The sequence below is a fragment of the Streptomyces sp. NPDC088766 genome, assembly GCF_044750845.1.
GTDB lineage: Bacteria > Actinomycetota > Actinomycetes > Streptomycetales > Streptomycetaceae > Streptomyces.
In genome coordinates this window covers 196317-218323 of sequence record NZ_JBIVKQ010000012.1, presented here as the reverse complement: position 1 = coordinate 218323, position 22007 = coordinate 196317, and the positions used below count along the sequence as shown (strand labels likewise).

General features: G+C 73.8%; 6 protein-coding genes. All 6 read right to left on the bottom strand.

What is annotated here, in order from left to right:
- Positions 1 to 2: 2 nt before the first annotated feature.
- The 6 genes from ACIP5W_RS19095 to ACIP5W_RS19070 all read right to left on the bottom strand — a co-directional run bounded on the left by ACIP5W_RS19095 (position 3) and on the right by ACIP5W_RS19070 (position 21967).
- Positions 3 to 4436, bottom strand: coding sequence for an amino acid adenylation domain-containing protein (locus ACIP5W_RS19095; protein WP_401474384.1), 4434 nt, complete (start codon positions 4434 to 4436; stop codon positions 3 to 5).
- Positions 4433 to 7684 (bottom strand): amino acid adenylation domain-containing protein, encoded by a 3252-nt coding sequence (locus ACIP5W_RS19090; RefSeq protein WP_401474381.1) that lies wholly within the window; start codon positions 7682 to 7684, stop codon positions 4433 to 4435. The genes ACIP5W_RS19095 and ACIP5W_RS19090 overlap by 4 nt, the downstream gene beginning before the upstream one ends.
- 6 nt (positions 7685 to 7690) lie before the next feature.
- Positions 7691 to 9256 (bottom strand): amino acid adenylation domain-containing protein, encoded by a 1566-nt coding sequence (locus tag ACIP5W_RS19085; RefSeq protein WP_401474379.1) that lies wholly within the window; start codon positions 9254 to 9256, stop codon positions 7691 to 7693.
- On the bottom strand, positions 9250 to 21312 hold the full coding sequence (locus ACIP5W_RS19080; RefSeq protein WP_401474377.1) for an amino acid adenylation domain-containing protein: 12063 nt from the start codon (positions 21310 to 21312) through the stop codon (positions 9250 to 9252). Before ACIP5W_RS19080 ends, ACIP5W_RS19085 begins: the two co-directional genes overlap by 7 nt.
- Before the next feature lie 58 nt (positions 21313 to 21370).
- The gene (locus ACIP5W_RS19075; protein WP_401474374.1) at positions 21371 to 21556 is read right to left on the bottom strand and encodes an MbtH family protein; all 186 of its coding nucleotides are present in this window, start codon (positions 21554 to 21556) and stop codon (positions 21371 to 21373) included.
- 150 nt (positions 21557 to 21706) lie between these two features.
- Entirely contained in the window at positions 21707 to 21967 is a 261-nt protein-coding gene (locus tag ACIP5W_RS19070) for a phosphopantetheine-binding protein (RefSeq protein WP_401474371.1), read from the bottom strand.
- Positions 21968 to 22007 lie beyond the last annotated feature (40 nt).

Here is a 22007-nt window from a genome sequence, read left to right as displayed (position 1 = left end):
GGTCACGCGCGGCCGGTCGGCTGCGGCGCGAGGGGGCGGTCCGGCCGTACGGGAAGGGTGGGCACCGCCGTGAAGCGGGCGGGGATCTGGTAGTCGGGCAGGGACTCGGAGAGGAAGTCGATGAGTTCCTCGCCGTCGGGGACGGCGGAGCCGGTGGGCGGTACGAGGTAGGCGTGGAGTTCGCCGTCGGCCGTGACGACCGCCGCTTCGGCGATCCGGCGGTGGGCGGTGAGGCGGGAGCGTGTCTCGTGGGGCGCGACGCGGAAGCCCGAGACGGTCGGCCAGGACCCGGCCGGGCCCAGGATCTCGAAGCCGTCGTGGACGGTGTGCCGGGCCCGGTGACCGGTGGGCACGAGCCCGGACGCGTCGCCGTGGGCGAGGTGGAGTTCACCTGGGACCCCGGCGGGCAGCGGTTCCCCGCGGGAGTCGAGGACGGCGGCCGTGACACCGGGCACCGGGTGACCTACGGGTACGACGGCCGCGGTGGGTTCCGGGGCCGGGCCGAGTGGCCGGTACAGCGCGAGCGGCACCCCGGTGGTTCCGAACCCGACCGCGAGGCGGACACCGGAGGGCTCCCGCAGCGCGGAGGGGTCCAGGTCGGGACCGAGGGCGAGGACCGCCTCGGCGCCCCGGGCCAGGGTGTCGCGGTGGTGGGCGAGCAGCGTGGTGACGGTGGTGTCGGGCAGGAGCAGTGCGGAGAAAGGTTCCTGACGGTCAATCAGGAGTTCGGCCAGCGCTGCGGGCGAGTGCGGCGGTGTCGGCGGGACGACGAGCGTGCCTCCGCGGGCCAGCGTGGTCCACACCTGGAGCAGGAACAGCGCGCTGTCGGTCGCGGCGCTCTGGAGGACCTGCCCCGCCCCGAACCCGAGGTCGTCGAGTGCGACGAGGGCGCCGGTGAGCGCGGTGCGGGTGATGCCCGCCTCGCCCACCAGGGCCAGGACGTCGTCGCCGAAGGACCGGAAGCGCCTGTCCCGGCCGCCGGAACCGGCGGCGGCCGGGGCAAGCGCCGGGTCCCCGGTGAAGAGCGTCTCCGTGGCCGCCGGTTCGGCGCCGGGCGCCAGCACCCGCGCCGGGGCGCCGGTACGGGCGGCGGCCAGCAGCGCGGCGACCAGGCCGGGGCCGGGTTCCAGCCGCAGGGCGACGGGACGTCCTGGGCCGGCTCCCTGCCGGGACAGGGCCTGCGCCAGACGGTCGGCACGCAGGCCCAGTTCGTGGTAGGTGACGGAGCCGGAGTCCGTCCTGACGGCCGGCGCGTCCGGGTGCTCCGTGATGCCCCGTTCCACCAGGTCCACGACCGTGGCCTCGACGGACCCGGCCTCGGTGGTGCTCGCCGGGGCCGCCCCGGTCAGCGGGAACCGGGACACCGGCAGGTCGGGCTCGTCGAGCGCTGCGCGCAGCAGGTCGAGATAGGCGCGGACCATGCTGTGCATGGTGTCCGCGTCGAAGAGGTCGGTGGCGTACTCCCAGATGATGGTCAGCGCGTCGTCCTCGCTGCTGGGGCGCTTGCCCACCCGCTGCTCGGCGCGCGGGATCGCGACGATGTTCAGGTCCGCCTTGGCCGACCCGTTGTGCTCCATCCGCACCTCGCCGCGCAGGCCGGCGAATTCCAGGTCGGGGACGGCGGAGTCGTGGAAGCTGAACATGGCCGAGAACAGCGGGTTGCGGGAGAGGTCACGCGCCGGGGCGATGGCCTTGACGAGCTTCTGCAGCGGCACGTCCTGCCACGCGTACCCCTCCACCGCCGTGTCGTGGACCCGGCCGAGGAGCTGCCGGAACGTCGGGTCGTCCTCCAGCCGGACCCGCAGCGGCACCGTGTTGACCATCATCCCGATCAGCCGCTCGGCCTCGGCGAGCCTGCGGTTGGCCACCCCGATGCCCAGCACGAAGTCGGTCTGGTCCGCGTAGCGCGACAGCAGGGCGGCGAACGCGGTCAGCATCGTCGAGTAGAGGGTGACGCCGAACTTGCGGGCCCCCTCGCGCAGCCGCTTGTACTCGTCCGGTTCGAGGGTCACCCGTACGACGTCGCCGCGGAAGGTGAACTCCGGCGGGCGGGGCCGGTCGGTGGGCAGTTCCAGGGCGGGCGGGGCCCCGTCCAGAACCTTGGCCCAGTGACCGACGTAGCGGTCGATCACCGGGCCGTCCAGCCACGACCGCTGCCAGGCGGCGAGGTCGGCGAACTGGAACCGCGGCTCCGGCGGAGCCTTTGTCCCCTCGGCGAACACCGCGTACAGGCGGGTCAGTTCGCCGACGAACACCGCGAACGACCAGCCGTCGTGCACCAGATGGTGCTCCACATGGATCAGCCGGTACGCCTCGTGCGCGTCCTTGGCCACGACCCAGCGGGCCAGCGGAGGCTTCTCCATGTCGAACGGCTCGGCCTGCTCCCGCGCCGACAACTCCTGCCAGGCCCGCTCTCGTTCCTCCTCGGACAGGTCGGAGAGGTCGACCAGCGGGACCTCGATGTCGATGGCGTCCATCTCGACCGGGCACTGCACGGGCACCCCGTCGACCTCGCGGAACGCGGTGCGCAGGATCTCGTGCCGGCGCACCAGTTCGACGAGGGCGGCGCGCAGTGCGGTCATGTCCAGGGCGCCGCGCAGGGTGAGCGTGGCCTGCATCCGGTACGCCTGGTTGCTGGGCGAGAGCTGTTCGAGGAACCAGACCCGCTCCTGCGGGAAGGACAGGGGGATGTGCCGGGACCGGTCCGCGTGCCGCATCGGAGGCGGCGCGGGCACGGATGCCGCGTCGTCGAGGGGAGCGTCGCTGTCGACGAGCGCGGCGATCTCGCGGGGGGTCGCGAGGCGGAAGAGGTGGGAGAGCGGGATGTCGGCGCCCAGGTCGGTGCGGATGCGAGCGGCGAGACGCCCGACGAGCAGGGAGTGGCCGCCCAGTTGGAAGAAGTCGTCGGTGGCGCCCGCCGGGGTGCCGCCGAGAAGCTCCGACATCAGCGCGGCGACCGCGGCCTCGGTCGGCGTGGCCGGCTCGTCGCCCTGGCTCACCTCGGACCTGTACGGCGACGGCAGCGCCTCCCGGTCCACCTTGCCGCTCGGTGTGAGGGGCAGCGCGGGCAGCGCGACCATGGTGGAGGGCACCATGTGCGCGGGCAGGGTGCGCGCGCACCAGGCCCGCAGGTCGGCGGGGTGCGCCTCGTCGTCCGGGGTGGCCACGTAGCCGACCAGGACGGTGCCCCGCGCGACGACGACGGCGTCGGAGACCGCCGGGTGCGTGCGCAGCACTTCGGCGATCTCGCCCGGCTCGACGCGGAAGCCGCGGATCTTGACCTGGTGGTCGGCGCGCCCGGCGTAGAGGTAGCGGCCGTCGGGGAGTCGGCGGGCGAGGTCGCCGGTGCGGTAGGCGCGGCCGTCGGCGACGGGGACGTACCGCTCGGCGGTCAGGGCGGGCCTGCCGAGGTAGCCGCGCGTCACCCCGGCTCCGCAGACGACGAGTTCACCGACTTCGCCCGGGGCCACCGGCAGCCCCGCCTTGTCGAGCAGGTCGATCCGCACGCCCGGCAGCGGACGTCCGATGTCGGGTGTCGCGGAACCGGTCACCTCGCCGGTGGTGGCCACGATGGAGATCTCGGTCGGCCCGTAGGCGTTGAAGACGCGCCGGCCCGGACTCCAGCGGGCCACGATCTCCGCGGGCAGCGCCTCCCCGCCGCACACCAGGGTGCGCAGCGCGGGGAGTTCGGCGTCGGGGAGCGCGGCGACCACCGATGGCGGCAGCAGCGTGAAGGTCACGCCGAGCCGGTCCATCAGGTCCACCAGGCCGGGGCCCGGCACCACGCTCTCGGAGTCGGTCAGGACGAGCGTCGCGCCGCCGGTGAGGGCGACACCGGTCTCCAGGACGGATGCGTCGAAGCTGGAGGGGGCGAACTGCAGGACGCGGTCGCCCGTCCCCACCTCCCACTCGGTGCGCACCCCGGCGATCGTGGCGGCGACGCTGCCGTGCTCGACCAGGACGCCCTTGGGCTTACCGGTGGAGCCGGAGGTGTAGATGACGTAGGCGAGATCGCCGGGGCCCGCGGAGTCCAGGGGGGCCGGGGCTGCGGAGCCGGCGGCGTGCGGGTCCAGGACACGGACGTCGCCCGGCAGCCGGAGTGCCGCGTTCTCGTCGGCGATGACCAGGGAGACACCGGAGTCGCGCAGCATGTACTCCAGCCGGTCCTGCGGGTAGGACGGGTCCAGCGGCACCCAGGCGGCTCCGGCCCGCATCACGGCGAGCAGCGCGGTGGGCAGAAGGGGGCCGCGGCTGACGCAGACCCCGACGAGCGCTCCGCGGCCGGCACCGGCGGCCACCAGGCGGCGGGCCAGCAGGGCCGAGCGGCGCTCCAGGCCGCCGTAGGTGAGAGTGCCGTCCGCCCACAGCAGCGCCGGCTCGTCGGGGGTACGCAGGGCGTGCTCAAGGAACGCCTCGTACAGCAGAGGAGTCTTCATCGCGTCGTACCTCGTTCGTTGTCCGCGGGGCTGGTGGCCGGGGAGACGTCCGTGAGGAGCCGATGCGCCTCGTCGTCGGACAACGCCTCGATCTCGGCCAGGATCATGTCGTGGATGTGCTCCGCCGTTCCGGCGACGGTCGGCCGCTCGAAGATCACGCTCAGCGGGAGCGGGACGTCGAAGACCTGCCGCATCCGGTTGACGGCCCGGGTGGCGATCAGCGAGTGGCCTCCGAAGGAGAAGAAGTCGTCTAGGACGCCGATGCGAGGAACGGACAGCACCTCGGCCCAGATGTCGGCGACGGCCCGCTCTGTCTCGTCGCGGGGCGCGACGTACTCGTCGCTCTCGTGGTCGGCGGGGTCGGGATCGGGCAGCAGTGAGGGGCTGAGCTTGCCGCTGGCCGAGCGGGGCAGCGCGGGCAGCACGGTGAGTGTGGTGGGCACGGCGTACCCGGGCAGGCGGCTGGACAGGTGCTCGCGCAGCTCGCGCACCGAGGTCCCGCCCTCGTCGTGGACGGCGTAGGCGGCCAGGCGCAGATCGCCGGAGGCGGCGCGGCGGGTCACCACCGCGGCGTCCGTCACCGAGGGGTGATCGCGCAGCGCGGCCTCCACCTCGCCCAGTTCCACCCGGACCCCGCGCACCTTGACCTGGCGGTCCATCCGCTCCAGGTAGGTGAAGGTGCCGTCGGGGTGCATCCGGCCGCGGTCCCCGGTGCGGTACACGCGCTCGCCGGGCCGGTAGGGGTGCGGGACGAAGGCGCCGGCGGTCTTGGCGGGATCACCCAGGTAGCCGCGGGCCAGACCGGTCCCGGCGATGCACAGCTCGCCCGGGACGCCGGGCGGCAGCGGCGCGAGAAGGTGGTCGAGGACCATGACCTCGTTGTTGTCCATGGGCCGTCCGAGGCTGACCGCGCCGCTGCCGTGGGTGTCGCGGGGGCCGCAGACGTGGAAGGTGGAGTCGATGGACACCTCGGTGGCGCCCCAGGTGTTGTCCAGGCCGACCGAGTCGCCGAACGCGGTGCGGAAGCGTTCCACGAGGGCAGGGCGCAGGGCCTCGCCGCTGGAGAGGACGCTGCGCAGGTTCCGGCGCAGCGCGGTGGTGTCGTCGGGGGTGAGTTCCTCCAGGAAGAGGTCCAGGACGCTGGGCACGAACTGCACGTGGACGGCGCGGTGGCGCACGGTCGCGTCGACCAGGGCGCGCGGGTCGCGGTGCAGTCCGGGCGGCAGCAGCGCCACGGTGCCCCCGGTGATGAGCGGCCAGAGGATCTCGACGGCGGCGTCGTCGAACGGCAGGGTCGTCTTGTGCAGGACCGTCTCGCCGGGACGCAGCCCGTGCCGGTGCTGCATCCACGCCATGCGGTTGACCCAGCCGCGGTGGGTGCAGGCCACGCCCTTGGGGCGGCCGGTGGAGCCGGAGGTGTAGTAGACCGCGCACAGGTGGTCGGGGTGGACGGTCACGGACGGGGGCGCCGCCGTCTCCTGCGGGTCCACGCGGAGCGGGACGGCGCCCGCGGCGGTGACCGTGTCGGCGTGCTCGCCGGCGATCAGGCAGACCGGTGCGCCGGCGTCGGTGAGCAGGGTGACGATCCGGGCGGCGGGCGTGCCGGTCTCGATCGGCAGGTAGGCGCCGCCCGCCTTGAGGATGCCGAGCAGGCCGACGACCATCGCCACCGACCGGTCGATCAGCAGGCCCACCGGCACATCGGGACCGACCCCGTGGGCGGTCAGGCGGCGGGCGACGGCGTTCGCCGCCGCCTCCAGGGCCGCGTAGCTCGTGGTGGTGCCGTCGGCTTCGACCAGGGCGACCGCGTCGGGCCGGGCGGCGGCGCTGAGGGCCACCAGCTCGTGCAGGGTCTGCGCGGGCGTGTCGACGGCCGGACGCAGCACCAGGGCGCGCAGGGCGTCCCGTTCGGGAGCGGACAGCAGCGGGATGTCGTCCAGGAGGGTGTCGGGTGCCTCGGCGACATGCCGCAGCAGCCGTTCCAGCCAGTTGCCGAGCCGCTCCACGGTGGCGTCGTCGTAGAGGTCGACGTCCCAGTTCACCCCGCACCACAGTCCGGCGGCGCCCTGCTCGAAGCTGACGCAGAGGTCGTACTTGGCGCCGTGGTACGGCATCGGGAGGTCGGTCACGGTCAGACCCGGCATCCGGGGCGAACGGCGGCGGCCGGTACGGAAGTTGACGAGAATCTGGAACAGCGGTGTGCGGGACGGGTCGCGTTCGGGTGCGCTCTCCTCCACCAGCCGGTCGAAGGGCACCTCCGCGTGCTCGAACGCGTCGAGCGCCACGTCACGGAACTCCTCGACGAACCGGCGGAACGTCAGCTGCGGGCCCGGCCGGCCGCGCAGGGGCAGCATGTTGATGAGCAGGCCCAGCAGCCGCTCGGTCGCCGGGTCGTCGCGGCGCGCATAGGTGGTGCCGGTGGTGACGTCCTGCCGTCCGGTGCTGCGGTACAGGACGGCCTGGACCGCGGCGTTCAACAGCATCGCGGGTGTGGCTCCCGCGGAGCGGGCCAGCACGGTGAGCGGCTCGGCGACCTTCGGCGGCAGCACGAACGCGGTCCGTGTCGCCCCCCGGCCCGCCCGTACGGCCGGGCGCGGGCGGTCGGCGGGCAGTTCGAACGCGGTGAGGTCGGCCAGCGTCTCGCGCCAGTGGCCGAGCCCGGGGCTGCCGGGCCGCCCGGCCTCGGCGGCGCGGGCGTCGAGATGGGCCGCCACGACGCGGTACGGCTCCGCGGGCGGGGGGACGGGGGAAGGGGCGCCGGTGGTGAAGGCCGTGTAGTCGGCGGCCAGTTCGTCGTAGACGAGGGCGCACGACCAGTCGTCGGCGGCGACGTGGTGCAGTGTGAGGACGAGGGTGTGCTCGCGCTCACCGTGCCGGATGAGCAGGGCGCGCACGGGGAGTTCGGTGGCCAGGTCCATCGGGGTCGCCGCCTCGGCGGCGAGGGCGGCGTCCAGCGCCTCGGCGTCGCCCGCCTCGATCTCCCGAAGCGTGAACCGGTCCGGGGGAAGGACCACGCCCACCGGTCCTGCCTCCGCGGCGAGCACGCCGGTGCGCAGCACCTCGTGACGGGCCACCAGGGCCTGGAGCGCGCGGCGCAGGGCGTCACGGTCGAGGGGGCCGGCGAAGTGCAGCCGGAGCGGGATGAGGTAGTCGGACGTCGAACTGCTCATCTGGTCGACGAACCAGGTCCGTTCCTGGTCGCGGCTGAGCGGCACCTGGACCCCGGTGAGTCCGGGGGTGGCAGACATGGGCGATCAGATCCTCTCGGGCAGGGCGGCCGGGGCGGCGGGAACGGGGACGACGTCGAGGACGGCGCGGCTGCCGCGCCCCCAGGCGGGCTCGGGCAGGCGGCGCCGGTCCTCCTTGCCGTTGGCGTCCAGGGGCAGCGCGTCCAGGGCCACGTACTCGGAGGGCAGCATGTGGCGCGGCAGCCGCCCGGCGAGGTAACGGTGCACGTCGGCGGCGCGCAGCGGCCCCGTGTCACGCGGGACGACATAGGCGACGACACGTTTGTCGCCGGGCGGCGCGACGCGCGCGGTGACCAGGCAGGAACGCACCTCGGGTGCCTCGCCGAGCGTTGCCTCGATCTCGCCGGGCTCGATGCGGAAGCCCCGGATCTTGACCTGGCTGTCGGCGCGGCCGACGAACTCGACCGTGCCGTCGGGGCGTTTGCGGCCGAGGTCGCCGCTGCGGTACGCGCGCCGGCCGGTCCCGGGATCGGTGACGTAGCGCTCCGCGGTGAGCCCGGGGCGGTCGTGGTAGCCGCGGGAGACGGTCTCCCCGGCGATCCACAGCTCGCCGGTCGCACCCGGCGGGAGGGGCCGCCCGCGCTCGTCCATGACGTGCAGGCTCGCGCCGGGGATCGGGGCGCCCAGCGGCAGCGGGGACTCCACCTGGTCCGGGTGGGTGAGCAGCCGGCGGCAGATGGCCACGGTGGTCTCGGTCGGCCCGTAGATGTGCGCCACCGTCAGCCCGGGGTTGGTTTCGAGGACGCGCCGCACGCAGGCCGGGGACACCACGTCACCGCCGGTGATCACGGTGCGCAGCGGCGCCAGCGCCTCGGGCACGTCGTCGGCGATCCGGTGGAAGAGGCCCGACGACAGCCACAGGTCGGTCACCTCCTCGCGGGCCAGCACCTCGCCCAGCTCGGCGGAGGTCAGCAGGCCGTCCGGCGGGAAGGCCAGGCATGCGCCGCGCAACAGCACCCCCCAGATCTCCAGCACCGACGCGTCGAAGGAGAACGAACTGCTCTGGAGCATGGTCCGGCCGGGCCCGAGGTCCGCGAAGTCCTGCCGCAGCGCGAACGCGGTGACGTTGCGCTGCTCGACCAGCACCGCCTTGGGCAGGCCCGTCGAGCCCGAGGTGTACATCGCGTACGCCAGGTCCGCGGGCGCGGACAGCCCCGCCGCACCGGGGCCGAAGGGGTCGTCGCCGTCGGTGTCGGCTGCCGGGTCGAGGACCACGCAGTCCGCCAGGGCGGGCGGCAGGCCGCCGCCGTCGCCGGAGGACACCAGAACGCGGATGCCGCTGTCCCGGCGCATGTGCGTCAGCCGCTCCTGCGGGTACGTCAGATCCATCGGCAGATAGGCGCAGCCCGCGCGGAGCACCGCCAGGGCCGACACCACGAAGCCCGGTGACGGGGCGGCGGCCACCCCGACCAGCTCCCGGGGCTTCACCCCGAGCCGCAGCAGACCGCGGGCGACCCGGGTCGCGGCCCGGTCCAGTTCGCCGTAGGTCATCCGGGTGCCGGGCGCGCGCAGCGCCACGGCGTCCGGAGTGCGCGCCGCCCACAGGCGGAACGCGGCGTCGATCGTCACCATCGTGCGTCCTCCAATCCGACCCCGAGGTCGTGCAGCAGTTCTCGAAGGAAGTCCTCACCGGCGTCGGAGTTGGCGGTGATGACGAGGCCCAGACCGCGGTCCGGGTCGGCCCAGGTCAGCGAACGGAAGCCGGGGACGCCCCCGGTGTGTCCGAACCAGCGGCGTCCGCCGTACGGCTTGCCCGCGGTGCCCAGGCCCCCCGGCGTGCCGGGGTGGGGGCGGAGCATCTCGGCCGCCGCCTCCGCGCCCAGCAGGACCGCCGGGCCACCGGTCACCGCCCGCTGGATCTCGACCGCTACCCGGGCCAGGTCCCGGGGCGTGGACCACAGGCCGCCCGCGGCGGACTCCGGGTACAGGTGCCAGCCCTCCGGGTAGGGCGCGCCCGACGCCTGGTGGTTGCGGGCCAGCGTGGTGCCGGGCAGATCCGGTACGCCCGGCGCGAAGTCGCTGTCCCGCATGCCCAGCGGGTCCAGGACGAGCGCGCGCATCAGCGGCGCGAACTCCTGCCCCGTGACGTCCTGGAGCACCTGCTGCACCGCGGTGAAGTTGCTGCTCGAGTACAGGTAGGGCGATCCGGGCGGGCCCACGGGACGAACCGGCGGGGTCAGCGAGGGCGGGCCGCCGGCGAGGACCTGCGCCGGGGTGGGCAGCGGCAGGCCCGCGCGGTAGCCGTCGTAGGACTGTGCGCCGAGCCCCGCGGTGTGGGTGAGCAGATGGCGCAGGGTGACCCCGTCGCCGGGCAGCCGCCACGAGGTGAGCATCCTGTTGACGTCGGTGTCCAGGTCGAGACGCCCCTCCTGGACCAGCGCCATCACGCCCAGCGCGGTGACGTGCTTGCTGATCGAGCCGACCTGGAAGACGGTGCGCTCGTCGACCGCGACGGGGTCGTCGGTCCCGAGGACCCCGAAGCCCCAGGCCCCGCGCAGGTCGCCGTCGGCGATCAGCGCGATCGCCACGCCCGGTACCCGGTGCCGCAGCATCGGCAGCCTCGGGGCCGGTGCCCCGGCGAACAGCCGCCGCACGAACGGCTCGGCCGGCACACGTGTCTCCTCGGGCGGCGCGGCGGCCAGCTCGGTGAGGTGTTCCAGGTGCCGTTCGGCCAGGTCGCGCACGGTGCCGGGGGCGAAGTGGTCGGCCGCGTAACGCCATTCGAGGTGCAGCTCGCCGTCGAGGATCACCGCTTCGATCTCCACGAGGTGGGAGCGCCGCTGCTCCGGATCGACGTGCTCGCCGAGCGACCGCGGCAGGGGCCGCAGCGGCATGTCCTCGGCGGGGCCGGTGTCCCGGCGGCCGTGGTAGTTGAACGAGAGCTGCGCGGCGGGTGCGGTGCTGTCGTCCCCGCGCAGGTACCGGGCGAGTCCATGGCCGATGCCGCGCCCGGCGGGCGTGCGGGTGTGCTCGGCGACCACGTCGATCCAGGCGTCGGTACCGCCGCGCTCCGGCCGGGTGATGAGCAGTGGTTGCACGCTGGTGAACCAGCCGACCGTGCGGGTGAGGTCGACGTCGTCGAACAGCGGTTCACGGCCGTGCCGTTCCACGTCGATCGCGCAGGTGTCACCGCCGGTGGCCTCGGTGAGCGTGCGGGCCAGGGCCGCCAGCATCAGGTGCTCCGGCTCGGCGCCGCGCCGCGCGGCGGCCTGACGCAGCAGGACCGCCGTGGCCGGGGCCGCGAGGACGACCCGCGTGGAGCGGGCGCGGCCCTCGGTGTTCTCACCGCCCTCACGATCCGCCGGAAGCGGCGCGACGGACGGCCGCGGCAGCGCCCAGTAGGCGGCCTCGGGTGCGAACTCGACGCTGTGCGCGTGTTCGCGCAGCCGTCGCGCCCAGTGCTGCACGGACGTCGTCTTGGCGGGCAGTTCGCCCCCGGTGCACAGGGTGGTGAGGTCCTCGACGAGGATGTGCCAGGACACGGTGTCGACCGCCACGTGGTGGGCGACCAGCAGGAGCTGCCCGGTGTGCCGCAGCAGTACGGCACGCAGCAGCGGGCCGTGGGCCAGGTCGAGTCCGGTGTGCGCGGCCTGCACCGCGGCGTCGGCCTCGTGCGGGGTCTCCACGACCGTGAGCGGATTGTCATGGCCGCCTGCCGGCGCCAGGTCCTGGTGCCAGTGGTCCTCCCGGCGGCTCCAGCGCAGCCGGAGCGCGTCGTGGTGGTCGATCAGGGTGCGCAGCGCGGCCCGCAGGGTGTCGGGGTCGATCTCGGGAGCGGCGTGCAGGAGCCGGCTCTGGTTGAAGCGGTCGCGTGGCCCGACGGCGGCGTACTGGTGCTGGATCGGCCCGAAGGGGACCTCGCCGCTGACCGGGCCCTGCTCGGCGTGGACGCTGGTGGACCGGCCCTGGGCCGCCGCCTCGTCCGAGGCCGCGGCGAGGGCGGCGACCGTGGGGTGCTCGAAGACCATCTTCGGCGTGACGGACAGACCCGCCTCACGCGCCTTGGCGACCGTGTGGATCAGCAGGATGGAATCCCCGCCCAGCGCACGGAAGTTGTCGTGCACCCCGACGCGCGGCCTCCCGAGGACGGCGCACCAGATCCGGGCGACGGCCTCCTCGGTCGCGGTGCGCGGCGCCACATGGGACTCCGGTGCCACCTCGCGGGCGGCGAGGTCCGGATCGGGCAGGGCGGCCCGCTCCACCTTGCCGTTGGCGTTCAGCGGGACCGAGTCCAGGGCTACGAGGAACCTCGGCACCATGACGTCGGGCAGCTCCGCGCGCAGGGCGGCGAGCGTACGGTCCGGGTCGTCGCCGCCGACGGTGTACCCGACGAGTGTCCTGGCACCGGCCACGGTCCGTACGTCGGCGACCGCGTCCTTGACCCTCGGTGCCCGGCGCAACGCGTCCTCGATCTCGCCGAGTTCGACGCGCACCCCGCCCAGCTTGACCTGGTGGTCGGCACGGCCGGCGAACTCCAGTACCCCGTCGGCCCGTCGCCGCCCCAGGTCGCCGGTGCGGTAGAGCCGGGAGCCGGGCGGACCGAAGGGGTCCGGCACGAACCGCTCGGCGGTCAGCCGGAACCGGCCGTGGTAGCCGCGGGCCAACCCGGCGCCTCCGATGAAGAGTTCGCCGATGGCCCCGGTCGGCAGAGGCCGCATGGCCCCGTCGAGCACATGGACCGTGTTGTTGTCGATGGGCAGCCCCAGGGCCACCGCGCCCGTGTCGGGAACGGCGTCCTCCACGGTGCACACACGGCAGGTGGAGTCGATGGACACCTCGGTGGCACCCCACGTGTTGTCGAGGCTCACCCTCTCCCCGAAGACCTCCAGGAACCGGCGTACCAGGGCCGGGCGCAGGGCCTCACCACTGGTGAGGACGGACCGCAGCCGGGCCATCGACCGGGCACGCTCGGGGGTGAGGATGTCCAGGAACACCTCCAGCACGCTGGGCACGAACTGCACGTGCACCACGTCGTGCCGGGCGACGGCTTCGGCGATCGCGTGGGCGTCACGGTGCGCCCCCGGCGGCAGCAGCACGACCTGGCCCCCGGTGATCAGCGGCCACAGGATCTCCACCGCCGCGTCGTCGAAACCGAGGGTGGTCTTGTGCAGGACGCCCTCACCGGGCCGCAGCCCGTGCCGGCGCTGCATCCACGCCATGCGGTTGACCCAGCCCGCGTGGTGCGAGGCCACCGCCTTGGGCGCGCCGGTCGAGCCCGAGGTGTAGTACAGCGAGCACAGGTCGGCGGGGAGCGCCTCCGGCCGGGGACCGGTTCCGGACTCCTCCGGCCAGGCCGTGGGGTCGTCCAGCGCCAGGACACGGGCGGCGGTGTCCTCGGGCAGGGCCGAGAGCAGCCGGGTCTGGGTGAGCACCACCCGGGCCCCGGAGTCGGCGAGCAGATACGCCTGGCGCCGCGCGGGGTGGTCGGGGTCGACGGGCACGAAGGCGGCACCCGCCTTCAGGATGCCGAGCAGACCCACCACGTGCTCGAAGGAGCGCTCGGTGCACAGGGCGACCAGATCGCCGGGACGCACACCCTCCCGGTACAGCCGCGCGGCCACCCGGTCGGCCCGCACCCCGAGTTCGGCATACGTCCAGGTGTCGTCGCCGAGGGTGACGGCGACGGCGTCCGGGGTGTCGGCGGTCTGTGTCTCGATCAGGGAGTGCAGCGTGCGGTCGTGGGGGAAGGGGACGGCGGTGTCGTTCCAGGCGACGACGACCCGCTCGCGCTCCTCCGCCGACAGCATCGGCACGTCGGCGACCGGCGTCGGTGCTTCGGCGGTGCCAGCACTGCCCGGTCCTCGCCGGTCCTCGGTGAGGCCGGTCAGCAGCTGCACGACCTGGGCGAGCAGACGGTCGGCGGTTACCTGGTCGTAGTGGGACCGCCCGCAGCTCAGGCTGAGGGTCAGCCGGTCGGCGCGGGTGGCCTCCAGGACCAGGGGGTAGCCGGTGTCACGGACCTCGCCCTCGGCGACCGGAACGACGCCGTCGGGCAGAGTGCCGGGGCCGGTGTCGGTGTAGACGAGCAGGCTGTCGAACAGCCGCCGTCCCGGCGCCACCTCGCTCGCCCGTTGCACGGCCGGAAGTGCGACATGGGCGCGCCCCGCGACCTCGGTTACCCGCTGCTGGACCTCGCGCAGCAGCTCGGTGAGCGGTGCGCAGGGGTCCACGTCGACCCGCAGGGGCAGGGTGTTCATCAGCAGACCCACCATCCGCTCGACCCCCTCCACGTCGCCGAAGCGGCCGGAGACGGTCGTGCCGAAGACGACGTCCCGCTCCCCGCTCGTCCGGCTCAGCAACAGGGACCACGCGGTGTGCACCAGGGTGCCGACGGTGACGTGATGGTGGCGGGCGGCCCGCTCCAACGCGTCGCAGAGCGCGGTCGGCAGGGTCTGCCGGGCGTGCCACAGGCCCGCGGCGGCTCCGGTGGGACGGCTGCCGGGCAGGGGAGTGGGCCGGGTGAAGCCCGCCAGGCGGGAGCGCCAGTGTGCGCTCTCGCGCTCGGTCTCCTCGGGGGTGTCGTGCCCGGCGAGCCGGCGCAGGTACTCCCGGTACGGCGGCGGGTCCGCGAGGACGGGCAGCCGGCCCGTCTCGTGACGGCCGCGGTAGACGGCGAACGCCTCGGTGAGCAGGCTGTGCAGGCTCCAGCCGTCGAAGACGACATGGTGGGTGGTCCACACGAACCGGTGCCGGTCCTCGGCGATCCGGATCAGCAGGAAGCGGGAGGGCGGAGCGGCACCGAGGTCGAAGACGGTCGCCTCCTCCGCCGCTGCCAGCTCGGCGAGCCGCCCGGCACGCCCCTCCTCCGGGAGAGCCGTGAGGTCGGCGTACCGCAAGCGCGGCGGCGCCGAGCTGCGGACGACCTGGACCGGGCGGGGCAGGTGCGCCCAGTGGAAGGTGGACCGCAGGATCGCGTGGCGGTCGACCAGATGGGCCCAGGCGTCCTCGAAGGCGGCCTGGTCGAAGTCGCCCTCGATGTCGACGGCGAACACGCGCACGTAGTCGCCGGTCTCCGCCAGCGTGTCGAGGAACAGCCCGGTCTGCAGCGGGGACAGGGGCAGCACGTCCTCGGTGTCTTCCCTGCCCACAGTGTCCAGGAGCCCGTCCAGGGCCTCGGCGTCGAGCCCGGTGAACTCGAACGGCCGGGTCTCGGCGGGCGCCGCAGCCGGTGCCCCGCCAGCCAGGCCCGAGAGTGCGGCCACGGTGGGGTGGGCGAAGATCTGCCGCGTCGTCACGGTGAGTCCGGCCTGCCGGGCCAGCGCCGAGACCGCCACCGCCTTGAGGGAGTTGCCGCCCAGGGCGAAGAAGTCGTCGTCCACGCCGATGTCGCCGGTGCCCAGCACCCGGGCCCAGATGTCCGCGAGAGCCTGTTCGACGGGGCTACGGGGCGCGGTCCGCGTGGACGGGGCCGCCGGGGCCGCCTCGGGGGCGGGAAGCGCGGCGCGGTCGATCTTGCCGGCCGGGCTGAGCGGCATCCCCTCCAGGACGACGAGCCGGTCGGGCACCATCGCCCGGGACACCTCGCCCCGCAGGAACGTCCGCACCTCGGCGGGGTCGGGCGCGTCGCCGGCCACGTAACCGACGAGGAACTCCTCGCCCGCCGCGTCCCGGTGGACGGTGACGGCGGCAAGCCGCACCGCCGGATGGCGGGCCAACGCATCCTCGATCTCACCGAGCTCGATGCGGTGGCCGCGGATCTTGACCTGGTGGTCGTCCCGGCCCAGGAAGCGGATACGGCCGTCCGGCCGCCGCGCGGCCAGGTCACCGGTGCGGTACAGCCGGGTGCCGGGGGCGCCGAACGGGTCGGGCACGAACTGCCGCGCCGTCAGCCCGGCGCGCCCCAGGTATCCGCGGGCCACCCCCGCGCCCCCGAGGTACAGCTCGCCCGCCACGCCGATCGGCACGGGCCGCAGGGCCTCGTCGAGGACATGGGCGGAGGTGTTGGGCAGGGGCAGCCCAATGGTCACCTCGTCCTCGGCGGGGTCGACGTCGTCCCAGGTGGACCAGACGGTGGCCTCGGTCGGGCCGTACACGTTGACCAGCCGGGACAGGCCCGCGCGCAGTTCGCCGGCCAGGGTGTGCGGCAGTGCCTCGCCGCCGACGAGGCCGACCTCGACCCCGTCCGCCGCGCCGAACCCGGCGGCCAGCAGCAGCCTCCACCCGGACGGGGTGGCCTGGACATGGCTGACCCGGCTGGTGCGGATCAGGGCGCGCTGGGCGGCGGCGTCCCAGCGCGCCTCCTCCGGAACCACCACGACCCGGCCGCCCGTGGTGAGCGGCACGAACATCTCCACGGTGGAGATGTCGAAGGACAGCGCGGTCAGTCCGAGCCACGTCTGGGGACCGGTGGGCTCCAGCACGTGCGTCATGGCGGCAGTCAGATGGGCCAGCGACGCATGGGTGACCTCGACGCCCTTGGGACGACCGGTCGAGCCGGAGGTGTAGAGGACGTAGGCCACGTCGTCGCCGCCGGGACCGTCGCCGGTGTTCTCCGTCGCTTCGGCGGACACGGGCTCCGCGTCGTCGCCGGTGCCGACGCGAACGACGCTCACCCCGTCCGGCACCGACGGCGCGGGAGGTTCCTCGCTCGCCAGGAGGACACGTACTCCGGAGTCCGAGAGCACGAAGGCGGCCCGGGCGTCCGGGTATTCGAGGTCGAGCGGCACATAGGCGCCGCCTGCCCGCCATACCGCGAGCACCGCGGCGATCATCGTCGCCGAGCGGTCCAGACGCAGGCCCACCCGGTCACCCGGCCGCACCCCGGCGGCCCGCAGCCGCCGCGCCAGCCGCGTGGCCTCCTCGTCCAGGCGGGTGTACGTCCACTCCTGGCCGTCGTACACCACCGCCGCCGCGTGCGGGGTGCGCGTGCGCTGCGCCTCGATCATCGCGGGCACGGTCGTGGCGGCGGGGAAGTCGTGCGCGGTGTCGTTCCAGCGGCGTACGACGGTGTCGTGGGCCGCGTCCGGAAGGATCGCCAGTTCCCCGACCCTGGCGCCGGTCCGCTCCACGAAGGCGTCCAGGAGACGGCCGAAGGACGCCAGCAGGCGCTCTGCGTCACCGGGGTCGACGCGGAGGCCGTCGTGGATGAGCTGGAGGACGGCCCCCGTCGGGGCGGTGCGGATGTTCAGCATCAGCGGATAGCCGCTGCTCTGGTGGACGGGACCCATGCGAAGCGACAGCCCGCCCAGGTCGGCGCGCTCGGCCACCGCCAGGTTCTGCAGGACCAGGATGCTGTCGAACAGTTTCTTGTCGCCGGGGACGTCCGACCAGCCGTGGATGTCGGTGAGCGCGGTGTGCTCGACGTCGCGCAGTCCGGCCAACTGCCCGGCCAGGCGGCCCAGCCAGTCGTCGAGCCGCTCGTCGTCCTCCCAGCGCACGCGCACCGGAAGGGTGTTGGAGAGCAGTCCCACGATCTGCTCCACCTGTGGAAGGTCGACCGAACGCCCGGAGACGGTCAGCCCGAAGAGCACGTCACGGCTCCGGCTCCACCGGCCCAGCAGCAGGGCCCAGGCACCCTGGAGCACGGTCCCGAGCGTGCAGCCCCGCTCACGGGCGAGCCGCGACAGCGCCTGTGTCAGGTCCGGGGTCAGGGCGAGTTCGACCGCGCCGGCCGCGCCCGCGGGGGCGTCCGGGGACGTCGGTCGCACCACCGGGAGCGAGGTGGGCTCGACGAAACCGGCCAGGGCGTCGCGCCAGTAGCGCTCGACGGCACGCGGGTCCTGCTTTGCCAGCCACTCCACGTAGACGCGATGCGACACCGGGGCGGGGAGCTCCCGTGCGGGGCGGGCGGCAGGGCGGTGCGTGGTGGCGGTCGCGGTCGCGGAGGTGATGGCTGTCGCCGTCGCGAAGACCTCGTTGAGGAGCGGACCGACGCTCCAGCCGTCGGCCAGGATGTGATGGTTGTGCCACACCAGGTGGTGACGGTCGGGTCCGGTGCGGATGAGATGGAACCGCTGGGGCGGAACGCGGAACATGTCGAAACCGGCGTCGCGTTCCTCGGCGAGCACCGCCTCAAGGCGCTCCGGGACCTCGTCCGTCGGGACTTCGGACCAGTCCAGGACGGTGAAGTCGGCCCGCACCTCGCGGTGCACGATCTGGAGCGGACGCTGCAGCCCCTCCCAGCGGAAGGAACAGCGCAGCGCGTCGTGCCGGCCCAGGACGTGCTGCCAGGCGGCGATCAGGCCGTCCTGGTCGAGGTCGCCGTCGATCTCCCAGCGGTACTGGTTGAAGTAGGAGTCCCCTCCGCCGTCGTGCAGGCTGTGGAACAGCATGCCCGCCTGGAGCGGGGTGCAGGGGTAGATGTCCTGGACGTCCTCGGGGGAGAGCCCGGTCAGGACACGCTCCAGCCCTTCCCGGTCGAGACCGGCCAGCGGGAAGTCGCCCGGGTCCACGCCGCCGGCTGCCGCCCCGTCGCCCGACGCGACGGCGACGGAGGCCAGTTCGGCCAGGGTCTGATGGGCGAAGACCTGGCGCGCGGTGAACACGTACCCCGCCTCCCGGGCCCGCGACACGAGGAACACGGCGGTCACCGAGTCGCCGCCCAGGGTGAAGAAGTTGTCCTGCGCCGCCACCGAGGGAACGTCGAGCAGCCGGCTCCAGATGCCGGCCAGGACCCGCTCGGCACCGGCGGCGGGCGCCCTGCGCTCGGCGGGAGCCTCGGTGCGCGGGGCGGGCAGACGGCGGCGGTCGACCTTGCCGTTCGGCGACAGCGGCAGACTCTCCAGCGGCACGAGGACGGCGGGCACCATCGCGACGGGCAGGGCGGCCGTGAGGTGACGCTTCAGCGCGTCCTCCGTGACCTCCCCGACGACGTAGCCGACGAGCCGGTCCCCGGCGGGACTGCGGTCCACCACGACCACGGCGTGCGCCACGTCCGGGTGTGCGGTCAACCGGGCCTCGATCTCGCCGAGTTCGATGCGGTGGCCGCGGATCTTGACCTGATGGTCGTCGCGCCCGAAGAAACGGATACGGCCGTCGGGGCGTCGCGCGCCCACGTCACCCGAGCGGTACAGGCGCGCCCCGGGCGGTCCGAACGGGTCGGGCACGAAGGCACCCGCCGTCAGTCCCGGCCGGGCGTGGTAGCCGCGCCCGACCCCGGGCCCGCCCACGTAGAGCTCACCGGGGACGCCGACGGGCACCGGACGCATCGCGGCGTCGAGGACGTGGACGGCGATCTGGTCGACGCCGGTGCCGACGGTAATGTCGGCGGCCGGGTCGGTGACGTCGTCGTACGTGGCCCACACCGTGGACTCGGTGGGCCCGTAGCAGTTGAGGACGCGTCCGGCGGTCAGGCGCAGCTCGGCGGCCAGCGCGGGCGGCAGGGACTCACCGCCGGTCATGGCGACCGCCAGCCGCGGCAGCCGCTGGGTCGAGGCGAGCAGGACCCGCCAGCCCGACGGCGTCGCCTGCACATGGGTGATCCCGTGCTCCCGGGCCGTGCTGACCGCAGCGTCACCGTCCTGTGCGGCACCCTCCGGAGCCAGGACCACCCGGCCGCCGGTGATGAGCGGCAGGAACATCTCGACCAGCGAGATGTCGAACCCGATGCCGGTCAGACCGAGCCAGACATCGTCCGCGCCGGAGTTCAGCCGACGTGCGGTGCTGCTGCAGAAGTTGACGAGCCCCCGGTGCTCGATCGCCACCGCCTTGGGGCGGCCGGTGGAGCCGGAGGTGTACATGAGATAGGCGAGGTCGTGGGCGTGCGGTGCGGCTTCCTGGAGGGCGGGCGCGTCGCTCGCGGCGAAGTCGTCGGAGCCGGGGCCGACGTACAGCGACGGAACCGTACCGAACAGGGCCTCCCGTCCCCGTTCGGTGACCACGAGCACGGCCTGCGTGTCCTCGACCATGGTCCGCAGGCGTTCCTCGGGGTGGTCCAGCGGCAGGGGCAGGAAGGCGCACCCTGCCTTCCACACGCCGAGCAGCGTGGCCACCAGCCGCTCGGAGCGGGGCAGATGGATCCCCACCAGCGCGCCGGGCCCCGGCACGGCCGCGCGCAACCGTGCTGCCGTGCGGTCCGAGAGCTCGTCGATCTGCCGGTAGGTGAGACGGTTTCCGCCCGCGGTGACCGCGACGGCGTCGGGTGTGGCGGCGGCGACGGCCGCGAAGAGGTCCAGCACGGTCCCCTCGGGCGTCGCGGCTCCGGAGCCGAGGGAGGCGTCGACCACGCGGGCGAGGTTCTGGTCGGAGAGCAACTGCACCTCGCCGACGGTGGTGTCGGGGGCGGCCACCGCGCGGGTCAGCACCTCGACCAGCGAGTCGAGCATCCGCTCCACCGTCGTCGGCTCGAACAGCGTGCTCTCGCCCACCAGGTCGAGCCGGACCCCGTCGTCGAGATTCGCCCCGACCAGGGACAGGTCCACCTTCGCGGACGCCATGCCGATGCGCTCGCGCTCGACCGTGACACCGGGCAGGTCCCACACGTGCTCACGCGACTCGATGCACTGGTACATGACCTGCGACAGCGGGTTGCGCGACGCGTCCCGGGGGTTCCCCGAGTCCGCGACCAACTGCTCGAAGGTGACGTCCTGGTGCTCCAGAGCTCCGAGGACCACCGTGTTCATCCGCCGCACGAGCGCGGCGAACCCGGGGTCGTCGCTGACGTCCACGGCCAGCGGCAGGGTGTTCGCCATCATGCCGATGAGCGGCTCGGTGTCGCCGACGACCCGGCCCGAGACCGGCGTCAGCACCGAGAAGCGGCCCTGGCCGCCGCTCCAGCGGTGCAGATACCCAGCGAACACCGACAGCAGGGCGGTGAAGAGGGTGACGTTGTGCCGCCTGGCGAAGTCCCGCAGCGCCGAACTGACTTCGGGGGACAGCAGCCGGCGGGCGCCGTGCCCCCAGAACGACGGGGCGGGCGGACGCACGTGGTCGGTGGGCAGTTCCAGGACCGGGGGCACGCCGTCGAGCGCCGAACGCCAGTAGGCGAGCTGCCGCTCCAGCAGGTCACCGGAGAGCCGCTCCGCCTGCCAGTGCGCGTAGTCCCGGTACGACACGGGAAGCTCCGGCAGCACCGTCGTCAGGTCGCTTTCGCCCCGGGCGGACGCCCCGTACAGGGCGCCGAACTCGTGGCCCAGCACACCGCACGACCATTCGTCGGCGACGCAGTGGTGCAGGTTCAGCACCAGGACGTGGGTGCGGTCGTCGCAGGTGACCAGGACGGCCCGGAAGACGGGGCCCTGCTCCAGGTCGAAGGGCTGCGCGATCTCCTCCTCTGCCACCCGCACGGCCGCCGCCGACCGCGCGACCGGGGGAAGGTGCGACAGGTCGACCGTGCGCAGCGCGGCCGGAGCGGGCGGGAGCGGGACCTGGCGTGGCGGACTGTCGTCCCGGAACACCATGCGCAGCGTCTCGTGCCTCTCCACCAGGGAGTCCAGCGCCCGGCGGACCGCGTCGCGGTCCAGTGCCCCGGTCAGGCGCAGGACGCGGTGGACGCTGAAGGTGGAGTTGTCGGACAACAGGCGGTCCGCGACCCACAAGTTGTGCTGGACGGGCGCCAAGGGGGCGTCCTCGGTGCCAGGACGGCGCGGCACGGCACTCGGTGCGCCCGTGGGCGCCGCAGCGGTTCGGGGCCTCCCGAGCAGCCTCTGCCTGAGCAACTCGCGCTTCTCGGTGGTCAGTTCCCTCTTCATCGCAGCCGGCTCATCCACTCCGGCCGCTTCTCCGGTCCACGTCGTCATGGCAGTTCGGTCACCGCGCCCGGCGGAGGCTGAGCGGCCGCATGTCGGTCCAGACCCGCTCGATGTGGTCGAGGCAGTCCTCCTTGGTCCCGGAGGTGCCCTCCTCGAACCAGCCCTCGGGCAGGTCCCGTCCATCCGGCCAGATCGAGTACTGCTCCTCGCCGTTCACCACCACGCGATACGTCTGAGCCACCATGTCCTCACCTCTCGAAAAGTCATTGCGGACGTGCGATCGGACGACCGGACCCGTCACGGGCCGGCCCGGAGCCCGCCGTGCCGGATCGGCCGGGCGGGTCCGCGTTGTCGAACGGGCGGGTCGAGCCGGAGCGGCCCACCGCCCCGGCTGTCAGGAGGCCAGGCGGCGCAGCGCCACGAGGGCGAGCGCGTCGGCGTTCTGCTTTTGGAACAGGTCGCGGACGGTGATCCGCACGCCCAGCCGGGAGCTGATGAGGGACACCGCGCGGGCGGCCGTCAGCGAGTCACCGCCGATCTCCAGGAACCCGCTGCCGGTGTCGGGCACCTCCGTCGCGCCCAGCACCTCCTGGAAGACCACGGCGATCCTCCCGGCGATCTCCTGGGCCTCCTGTGTCGTGATTTCCACCGTCACCCTCTGCTCCCTTCAGGGCCGAATCATTCGGGATTCTGCG

Coding starts and splice junctions, on each gene's coding strand:
- ACIP5W_RS19075 (WP_401474374.1), bottom strand. CDS start 21,556: ATGGTGGCTCAGACGTATCGCGTGGTGGTGAACGGCGAGGAGCAGTAC.
- ACIP5W_RS19090 (WP_401474381.1), bottom strand. CDS start 7,684: ATGTCTGCCACCCCCGGACTCACCGGGGTCCAGGTGCCGCTCAGCCGC.
- ACIP5W_RS19085 (WP_401474379.1), bottom strand. CDS start 9,256: ATGGTGACGATCGACGCCGCGTTCCGCCTGTGGGCGGCGCGCACTCCG.
- ACIP5W_RS19095 (WP_401474384.1), bottom strand. CDS start 4,436: ATGAAGACTCCTCTGCTGTACGAGGCGTTCCTTGAGCACGCCCTGCGT.
- ACIP5W_RS19080 (WP_401474377.1), bottom strand. CDS start 21,312: ATGAAGAGGGAACTGACCACCGAGAAGCGCGAGTTGCTCAGGCAGAGG.